Genomic DNA, 9,039 nt, shown 5'->3' on the forward strand with positions numbered 1-9,039 from the left:
GGCACCAGAGTTTGTCAATGATTTTTTAAACAAAAAATAAATTAAACATTCTTGTGTTTAATGCAGAGCTGCTTTCATATTTGAAAGCAGTTTTTTTATGTCTATATTTGACCTTTATTCTGCCATAATAGCAGAAATTAAAGTTCGGCGCGACATTTGACTACAACCAACCAAATAAGTATTACGAATGAGTTTTTTTAAAAAAATATTTTCTTCAGAAAAAAAAGAGACCTTAGATAAAGGACTAGAAAAATCCAAATCATCGTTTTTTTCAAAATTAAATAAGGCTGTAGCAGGAAAATCTAAAGTTGATGATGATGTTTTAGATAATTTAGAGGAAATTTTAGTGAGTAGTGACGTAGGTGTTAATACAACACTTAAAGTTATCGAACGTATTGAAGATCGAGTCGCTAAAGATAAATATCTTGGGACTTCGGAATTAAATAAAATCTTAAGAGAAGAGATTGCTGGCTTGTTGTCTGAAACTAATTCAGGTGAGGACACTGATTATATTATTCCTGAATTACCAAAACAGGAAGATGACTCCAAAACGCCTTATGTTCTGATGGTGGTTGGTGTTAATGGTGTTGGTAAAACAACTACAATTGGAAAATTAGCTTACCAATTTAAAAAGAAAGGTTTGAAAGTTGTTTTAGGTGCTGCTGATACATTTAGAGCTGCTGCAATTGACCAACTTCAAGTTTGGGCAGATCGTGTTGATGTCCCAATGATTAAACAAGAAATGGGATCTGATCCTGCAAGTGTCGCTTTTGATGCTTTACAATCTGGACTTAATCAAGATGCTGATGTTATAATTATTGATACTGCTGGTCGTTTACATAATAAAGTCAATTTAATGAACGAATTAACCAAAGTAAAGCGTGTCATGCAGAAGGTTGTTGGTGATGCACCTCACGACGTTTTGTTAGTACTTGATGGTTCCACTGGTCAAAATGCTTTTGAGCAAGCAAAACAGTTTACTGCTGCTACTGAAGTTACTACACTTGCTGTTACCAAACTAGACGGAACTGCTAAAGGAGGCGTGGTTATAGGTATCAGTGATCAGTTTCAAATTCCAGTAAAATACATTGGAGTAGGAGAAGGTATTGAAGATCTACAGGTGTTTAATAAATATGAGTTTGTAGATTCGTTTTTTAAATAAAAATCATTAAAATTTAAATAGTATATCCATTCAATTATTTTCAAAATATGAGACATTTACTGGTTTTAATTGTAGCATTTACACTACTTTCATGTAAGAAAGATTCAAAACAAACAGAACAAAACGTTGAATCCTCAGTAGATATTAGTGCTATTTCAACTAAAGATTTTAGAGATTTTAAAGTACTAGATTCAAAAGTTATTTCAAATGAATCAATTTGGAAGTCTTTAGATAAGCAATTAGAAGATCTTTCAGAAGAAAAATATAATGCTTTAAAACCATTCATCTTAAATCAAGATATTCCAAATATACAAAGTCATATAGCGAATGGTAAATTAAGCTATGAGGTTTTAACTAAATTCTATTTATATCGAATCAGAACATTAGATAGAGAAAATGAGTTGTCATTAAATTCTGTAATTGCAGTAAATTCAAAAGCGATTGAAGAGGCACGACAAAAAGATCGTGAGTATTTAAATAAAAAATTGAAGCATCCTATATTTGGAATGCCAATCTTACTCAAAGATAATATCAATTCATTAGGAATGCCTACAACAGCAGGTGCATTAGCACTTAAAGGAAATAATACTGATGATGCTTTTATAACTAAAACACTTAAAAATTCAGGCGCTATAATTTTAGGTAAAGCTAATCTTAGTGAATGGGCTTATTTTTTCTGTGGTGATTGTCCAAGCGGTTATAGTGCAATTGGTGGACAAACATTAAATCCATATGGAAGAAGAATCATTGATACTGGTGGTTCAAGTTCAGGAAGTGGTGTTTCAGTTGCTGCTAATTTTTGTGCTGCTGCTGTTGGAAGTGAAACATCTGGATCAATATTATCGCCTTCTAGTCAAAATTCTGTAGTTGGATTAAAACCTACAATTGGTTTATTAAGTCGAACAGGTATTGTTCCAATTTCATCTACACTAGACACACCAGGACCAATTACTAAAAATGTGATAGATAATGCTATTGTTTTAGATGCAATGAAAGGTTATGACGAAAGTGATTTTAAATCTATAAAATCAAATTTTAAACCTTATTTCAATGGTGTTTCTGAGGCTAGTATAAAAGGAAAGCGTTTCGGAGCTTTTAAAGAATTAATGAAAGATACCTTATATAACAATGCTATTAATGTGTTGAAAAGTAAAGGTGTTGAAATTGTTGAAATTTCTGAAGTAGAAGTTGATTTGCCTGACTTTATAAGATTACTAAATCTTGACATGAAAGTTGATTTGGTAGCTTATTTTAAGTCTCATGCAAGTGCTTCAATTCCATACAAAACAATTGAAGATGTAATGGCATATAATTCAGCAAATTCAGATGCAGCAATGCCTTATGGACAAAAACTATTTAAAGGTGTTTCTGAAGATAGTAGCACAAAACAAGAGTTGGATGCTATCAAAAACATATTGAATACAAATGGAAAGGAATTTTTTGATACGCCAATGTTAGCTGAAAACCTTGATGCCATTTTATCGATTAATAATTATCACGCTTCTGAAGCTGCTGTCGCTGAATATCCAGCAATAACAGTTCCAATGGGTTACACAGGTGAAGGAATTCCTAAAGGCTTAACTTTTATTTCTAAGTCTTTATCTGAATATTCATTATTACAATGGGCTTATGCTTATGAGCAAGCGTCTAAAATGAGAGTAGCTCCTAAAAATTATAACTAGTTTATAAAAGCATTAATTTTTTGCCACAACTCATTATCAAAATTAGATAAAGCAAAGTTTACACTATTTGCTGCATCACCCATTCTTATTACGACTAATTTCTTGCTAGGTACAATATATATTTTTTGATCATTTTTCCCCAATGCACAATACATATCATTAGGAGCATTTGGTATTAATTCTCCTTCAAATTCTAATTGTGTTTGTGGTAGTCTGTAGGTTGTTTTTCCATTGAGCCACCACATGTATCCATAAGCTTCATTTAAGTTTTGAGATGTGTTTGTTGCTTCATTTAAAAAAACTTCAGGTATAATTTGGCTGTCTTCCCACTTCCCTTTTGCAGAAGTTAGTAAACCAAAGCGTGCCATGCTTCTTGTTGTACTCCAATAAACATTTGTGTTTTCAAATGGAAACCATGAACCAGACATTCCAATTTTAGTTTTTAATTTAGTGTTGAAATAATTGGTCCAAGTTTGATTGCTCGCATTACTAATAACATCTTGCAATTTTAAAAACACACCATGATAAGCCCAACGATTACCAGCATCTGAAATATATTGAAGGTTTTCGGGAGAAATATCACTTAAAGAGTCGTCTAATCCAGAAGTCATAGATAATAGATTTTTACAAGTGATTAGGTGTTCCTTATCTAAAGAAATACTTGTCCATCCTGTACCAATATAATCTGAAACTTTATCATTAATACTTAACAAGCCTTCATCTTGAGCAATTCCTGTAATTGCTGTTGTAAGTGTTTTTCCAGCACTTGCCCAATACCAAGGAGCGTTTAAACTGTGGTCATTCATATAAGCTTCTACTGCAATTTTACCATTATGGAGTACTATAAACCCTTTAGTATTTTTTTCTTCTAGAAAATCTAAAAGTGGTTGCAATTGACTTGTATTCCAACCTAAATCTGAAGGAGATGCTGTTTCCCAGTTATCACTTCCATCAATAGAAGGGAAATAAGTTTGTTCAGGTTCTAGAGTTTCATTGATTTCAACTTCCGAATTATTACTATCATCAGACGAACAGTTAAACAATACAATACAACTAAACAGAAAATTTAAAATGGATGATTTTTTCATTTATATGATTTCTTATTTGACCAATTTACTTAAGAAAGGTTTAATCATTTGAAAACAAATTTATCACAAATCATTATGTATCTTTGCCAATTGAAATTTAATTATGAGAACTAAATCACTTAAGAAAAATAAAATTAACGTTGTTACACTAGGTTGCAGTAAAAATGTTTACGATAGTGAAGTGTTAATGGGACAATTAAAAGCTAGTGGCAAAGACGTTGTTCACGAGGAAGAAGGTAATGTTGTTGTGATTAATACTTGTGGTTTTATTAATAATGCTAAGGAAGAAAGCGTAAACACAATTTTAGAGTTTATGCAAAAAAAAGAAGCTGGTGATGTAGATAAGGTTTTTGTGACAGGATGCTTAAGTGAACGTTATAAACCAGATCTGCAGAAAGAAATTCCTAATGTTGATCAATATTTTGGAACTACTGAATTGCCTCAATTACTCAAGGCTTTAGGTGCAGATTATAAACATGAATTAATAGGTGAACGTCTTACTACAACTCCCAAAAATTATGCGTATTTAAAAATTGCCGAAGGTTGTGACAGGCCTTGTAGCTTTTGTGCTATTCCCTTAATGCGAGGAAAACATAAAAGTACACCCATTGAAGATCTTGTTATAGAAGCTGAAAAACTAGCAGCAAATGGTGTAAAAGAACTTATTTTAATTGCTCAAGATTTAACCTATTATGGTTTAGATATTTACAAAAAAAGAAACCTTGCAGAATTACTTGAAAATCTTGTAAAGGTTGATGGTATAGAATGGATTCGTTTACATTATGCGTTCCCAACTGGTTTTCCAATGGATGTTCTTGATGTTATGAACAGAGAGAAAAAAGTCTGTAATTATTTAGATATTCCTTTACAGCATATTTCAGATTCAATTTTAAAAAGTATGCGTCGTGGTACAACCAAAGAGAAAACCACAAAACTGATCAAGGAATTTCGTGATAAAGTTCCTGAAATGACCATCAGAACAACTTTGATTGTTGGTTATCCTGGTGAGACTGAAGAAGATTTTCAGACCTTAAAACAATGGGTTAAAGATATGCGTTTTGAACGTTTAGGATGCTTTACGTATTCGCACGAAGAAAATACACATGCCTACAATTTGGAAGATAATGTTTCAGAAGATGTAAAGATTGATAGAGCCAATCAAATTATGGAAATTCAATCTCAAATTTCTTGGGAATTAAATCAGGCTAAAATTGGGCAAGAGTTTAAAGTCGTAATAGATAGAAAAGAAGGTAACTATTTTATAGGTCGAACTGAATACGATTCACCAGATGTAGATAACGAAGTCTTAATCGATGCTACAAATACATATTTAAAGACTGGTGAATTTACAACTGTTAAAGTGATTGAAGCCGAAGATTTTGATTTATATGCAGATGTCGTTTCTAGTTAACAACCATTTGCAGGACCGAAAGTAAATACCAATTCTTGGTCAATTTTCTCGCCTTTATCATTTTCAGCAGGACTCCATTTTCCTGGTATATTTTTAATTAGTTGTTTGAATTTTTCGTCGATTGAAGGATATCCAGTAGACATTCTTTTTTGATAAATATTACTTATTAATCCATCTTTTGTTACTGTAAAATATAACATTACAGCTCCTAGATTATCTCCTCTTATAATCGATACAGCTTCGCTGCTTTTTTCTTTGAAATAATTAATAAGTGCTTTTTCACCATTTTCGTATGTAGCTTGGTGGTCAGGAACAATTGTGATGTGAGGATTGAAAAAACGATCTTCTAACTTTCCAGTGTCTTTATTTTTTCCTTTGAAATGTGTTCTAATTGCAAAATGATTAAAATAGTCTAATGACCTCAATAGTTTTAACTGAGCATTAGTTAGATTTTCATGTTTTCCAAACGCACTAATTGCTGTTTGTCTTTCATCTTTAATAACTACAATCTCAACTGATTCGAATTGATCAATTTGATTTTTTTCTCCTTCATTTAGAAAATCATAAATACTAGTTGATTTGTCAAGCTTTGTTTTATTTATGGTAGCAAATCGAGGACCAACACCATAATAGAGATCAGGAAGTTCTTTGTTTATTACTTGTGCTTCATTTATAGGAGTAGAGTTCCAATTTTTGAAGCTAAAAAATAATAAGCTCACCAATACTAATGCTGTGCTAAAAATAAGTGTGTTCTTTTTCATATCAGAATTGCTTAAGTTTAATTTAGTTAAAAGTAGTATAGGTTGAAGCTTGTATTGATAATTTAAGTGTAAAAAAAGTGTAAATTTTATGTCAATCAATTCAAAAAGCAAATAAATAATAAGCTGAAGTCGAGTAAAAACCTATAACTGCTGATCACGTTGCCTTCTTTTGTCGTATTTAAGATCTTTTAATAGACTTGATTTAATTCCAATAAAGAAATTCCATGAATTATAAGTTCCAAATGGCACCCAACTAAAATTGAGTCGCCATGATAATAAATCACGCTCAAATCTAAGTTGTGTTAAAGTGAAACCTTGATTTACAAAGTCATAACCTGAAGAGGCTCCAACAGACCAACGAGGCGATAATTCTACATCGCCAGAAAACATTAAAGAATGAGATGAAATTTCATTTTGTCTAGTGCTGTTAGAATAATTTACAGCATAAGCTAAACGTAAACTCCAGGGAATTTTATAATTATACAATTCTGATTCTTCTTCCGCTTCGTCATTGTCTCTATTTTTATCAGTAAGACGTTTGTCAGCAAAATCTTGAGGTTTTCCAAATAAGTCATCAGCTCGTCCACCACTTCTAATAGACTCTTGTATTGCAGGATCATCTTCTCGTCCAGTACTCTCAAATGATTTACTTGAAAGTGTATAACTCATATTTAAATTGGCAGTTGTAAGTCTAAATAAACTGCCTCCATTATCTATGTTGTATTGATTGATTCTTCTGTTGTTATTGTCAAGTGCATATGGGTCTAGTGTAGCTCCAAAATTAATATTCATCTTGTCATTTAAGATGGTCGTACCTCCTGAAACTCTCATAGGGCTCCAACGTAAGGAATCGGCTGCAAAATTATATGATGTTGAAAAATTTAAATTGTTGAGCAATTTTATTTTCTTTGGTTCTGTTGCAGTGCTATCATTATCTCTAACTTTTGCTTCAAAATTATTTCCAACAGAAATTCCTAAAGAGCTGGAAAAATTCTGGTTAGGTGCTCCAAATATAGAACCTTGGAAACGCGTGTATTCCTCTCTTCTTACATCTCCTGTTGTTGTTCCATCTGCATCAACAACTTCAAAAGAATCATAGTATTGATCAAAAGCTGGATTAATATTATAACTAAGAGATGGTCTAATAACATGTCTAATAGCTTGAATTTTTGGGTCTTTTCCTTCTTTTTCAAAATTGAATAACCCATATATAGTTGTTCCTATACTCGTACTAAAATTATAAGTGTAAAAACGATCAAAACCAGTAAGATCTTCAGTGATAATGTCGCCATTTTCGTCCTGAAAGCGTTTAATTGTGTTGTATGTCCAGTTTTCTTCAAAGTTGGCACTAGCACTCATGCTAAAGTATTTTAATACCTTGAAATTGGTAGAAATTGGAATTGAATGTAAAGCTCCAATTTTAGCATCATCAAACATCTCTTTTTTAAAGAATAACGAATCGGTTGTTTGAATTCTGTTTTCAGCCCTTACGTTGTACTGAAAGTTAATGTTCTGAATAATGCCTTTTTTACTTCCAGTTTTGGGTGCAAATGGAAAAACACGACTCACACTTCCTTGAAACGTAGGCAAGGTCATATTAATGATTTCTGTATTAGTGTTTTGGGAATGCGTTGCCGTTACACTCATATTTGCTTGAGGTTCACCTTCAAAAGTTTTTGAATATGAAATTGAAGATGCTAAAGTATTATTTTGAGAATTTGAAAGGTTAAGTTGATTTATAGATTGTCTAAAATAAGTGCTACTACCCAAGTTAACTGATGCTGAAAACCTAGAACTCGGATTTGCTTTAGCGTCTTGATTATGAGACCATCTAACATTGTAAATAGTTGATTTTGAAAAATCAGGAAAACCTCTTTCACTATTAATTAGGTTCTCATACCTGACACTTAAATTACCATTAAATCTATAGCGTGTAGCATAATTAGTTTCAAGTCGTAAACCATAACTGCCATTGGTGTAATAATCACCTAAAACAGCTAAATCTATATAGTCACTTATAGCAAAATAATAGCCTCCATTTTGTAAAAAATAACCTCTGTCATTTCCGTTATCTTCACCAAAGGATGGGAAAATAATACCAGAAGTTTGTTTGTCGCTCATTGGAAAATAAGCAAACGGCACACCAATTGGAGTAGGTACATCATAAATAAACATATTGGCTAGACCTGTAACTACTTTTTTTCCTGGAACAATTTTTGCCCTACGCATTAAAAAATAATACTCAGGATCGTCTAAATTTTCAGAGGTTGTGAATTTTGCATTTTTAACAAAAATCACAGAATCATTTTCACGCTTACTTATTTCAGAAATTATGGTTCCACCACTTTGTTCAGTTCTTGAGTTGTATATAAGCGCCTTTTTGCTAACAGTATTAACAACTAAAGAATCTGGTTCAACAACATTTGCGCCTTGTGTAAATACTGGAGGTTGAGTGTAGACACCTAAAGAATCTGTGATGCCTTTAGCAAAAACTAAGTCTTTGTTATGGTCAATAATAATGATTCCTGCAGTAATAGTCATGTCACCATATTTTATGTCAGCTTCATTATAGAGTGTGGTTTGCTGTAACCGTTGGTTTAACTGTACATAATCTTTAGCTTTGTATTTTACTATATCTGTTAAGAACTCTTTCTTCTTTGGAACAGAATCTTTTTGAGTGCTGTCAATTTCTTTGATTGGTAGTGGTAACCCGATAATTGAATCAGCTTTAACAACTGTAGAGTCAGTAATAGACTTTGGTTTTATTGGATCTTTGGGTTTTGGCAATTCCTGGGCAAAGCAAAACATGTTGATAAACACGGTAAAACTTAAGGTAAAAAGTATATGAAAGCTTTTTGTATGCAATGCTTTTAAATGTATTTTTGCTAAAGTATGGCTCGGTTTTTGAATTGCCAAAATTACATATATTTTTTAT

The 9,039-nt window shown here is 32.1% G+C and carries 6 protein-coding genes; 3 read left to right on the forward strand and 3 right to left on the reverse strand.

The window, feature by feature from the left end:
* Positions 1–187: 187 nt before the first annotated feature.
* On the forward strand, positions 188–1,162 hold the full coding sequence (gene ftsY, locus AB8B90_RS13445) for a signal recognition particle-docking protein FtsY (RefSeq protein ID WP_405337863.1): 975 nt from the start codon (positions 188–190) through the stop codon (positions 1,160–1,162).
* A gap of 47 nt (positions 1,163–1,209) precedes the next feature.
* A complete protein-coding gene (locus AB8B90_RS13450) occupies positions 1,210–2,844 on the forward strand; it encodes an amidase family protein (RefSeq protein WP_405337866.1) in 1,635 nt (544 codons plus the stop codon).
* Here AB8B90_RS13450 and AB8B90_RS13455 read toward each other — a convergent pair.
* Complete coding sequence (locus AB8B90_RS13455) at positions 2,841–3,932, reverse strand: serine hydrolase domain-containing protein (protein WP_405337869.1); 1,092 nt, start codon at positions 3,930–3,932, stop codon at positions 2,841–2,843. The two genes, AB8B90_RS13450 and AB8B90_RS13455, sit on opposite strands and share 4 nt — an antisense overlap.
* A 103-nt stretch (positions 3,933–4,035) precedes the next feature.
* Between AB8B90_RS13455 and rimO the strand changes: the two genes are divergently transcribed.
* Positions 4,036–5,343, forward strand: a complete 1,308-nt coding sequence (rimO, locus tag AB8B90_RS13460; RefSeq protein WP_405337872.1) for a 30S ribosomal protein S12 methylthiotransferase RimO — start codon at positions 4,036–4,038, stop codon at positions 5,341–5,343.
* Here rimO and AB8B90_RS13465 read toward each other — a convergent pair.
* Both AB8B90_RS13465 and AB8B90_RS13470 read right to left on the reverse strand, forming a co-directional pair.
* Positions 5,340–6,104 carry an energy transducer TonB gene (locus AB8B90_RS13465; protein ID WP_405337875.1) on the reverse strand — a complete coding sequence of 255 codons (765 nt, stop codon included), beginning with the start codon at positions 6,102–6,104 and terminating at the stop codon, positions 5,340–5,342. The genes rimO and AB8B90_RS13465 overlap by 4 nt on opposite strands.
* A 141-nt stretch (positions 6,105–6,245) precedes the next feature.
* Entirely contained in the window at positions 6,246–9,020 is a 2,775-nt protein-coding gene (locus AB8B90_RS13470; protein WP_405337878.1) for a putative LPS assembly protein LptD, read from the reverse strand.
* Between the last annotated feature and the right edge of the window lie 19 nt (positions 9,021–9,039).

Source organism: Psychroserpens sp. (assembly GCF_045105015.1).
Classification (GTDB): domain Bacteria; phylum Bacteroidota; class Bacteroidia; order Flavobacteriales; family Flavobacteriaceae; genus Psychroserpens.

Coding starts and splice junctions, on each gene's coding strand:
- AB8B90_RS13465 (WP_405337875.1), bottom strand. CDS start 6,104: ATGAAAAAGAACACACTTATTTTTAGCACAGCATTAGTATTGGTGAGC.
- ftsY (WP_405337863.1), top strand. CDS start 188: ATGAGTTTTTTTAAAAAAATATTTTCTTCAGAAAAAAAAGAGACCTTA.
- AB8B90_RS13450 (WP_405337866.1), top strand. CDS start 1,210: ATGAGACATTTACTGGTTTTAATTGTAGCATTTACACTACTTTCATGT.
- rimO (WP_405337872.1), top strand. CDS start 4,036: ATGAGAACTAAATCACTTAAGAAAAATAAAATTAACGTTGTTACACTA.
- AB8B90_RS13455 (WP_405337869.1), bottom strand. CDS start 3,932: ATGAAAAAATCATCCATTTTAAATTTTCTGTTTAGTTGTATTGTATTG.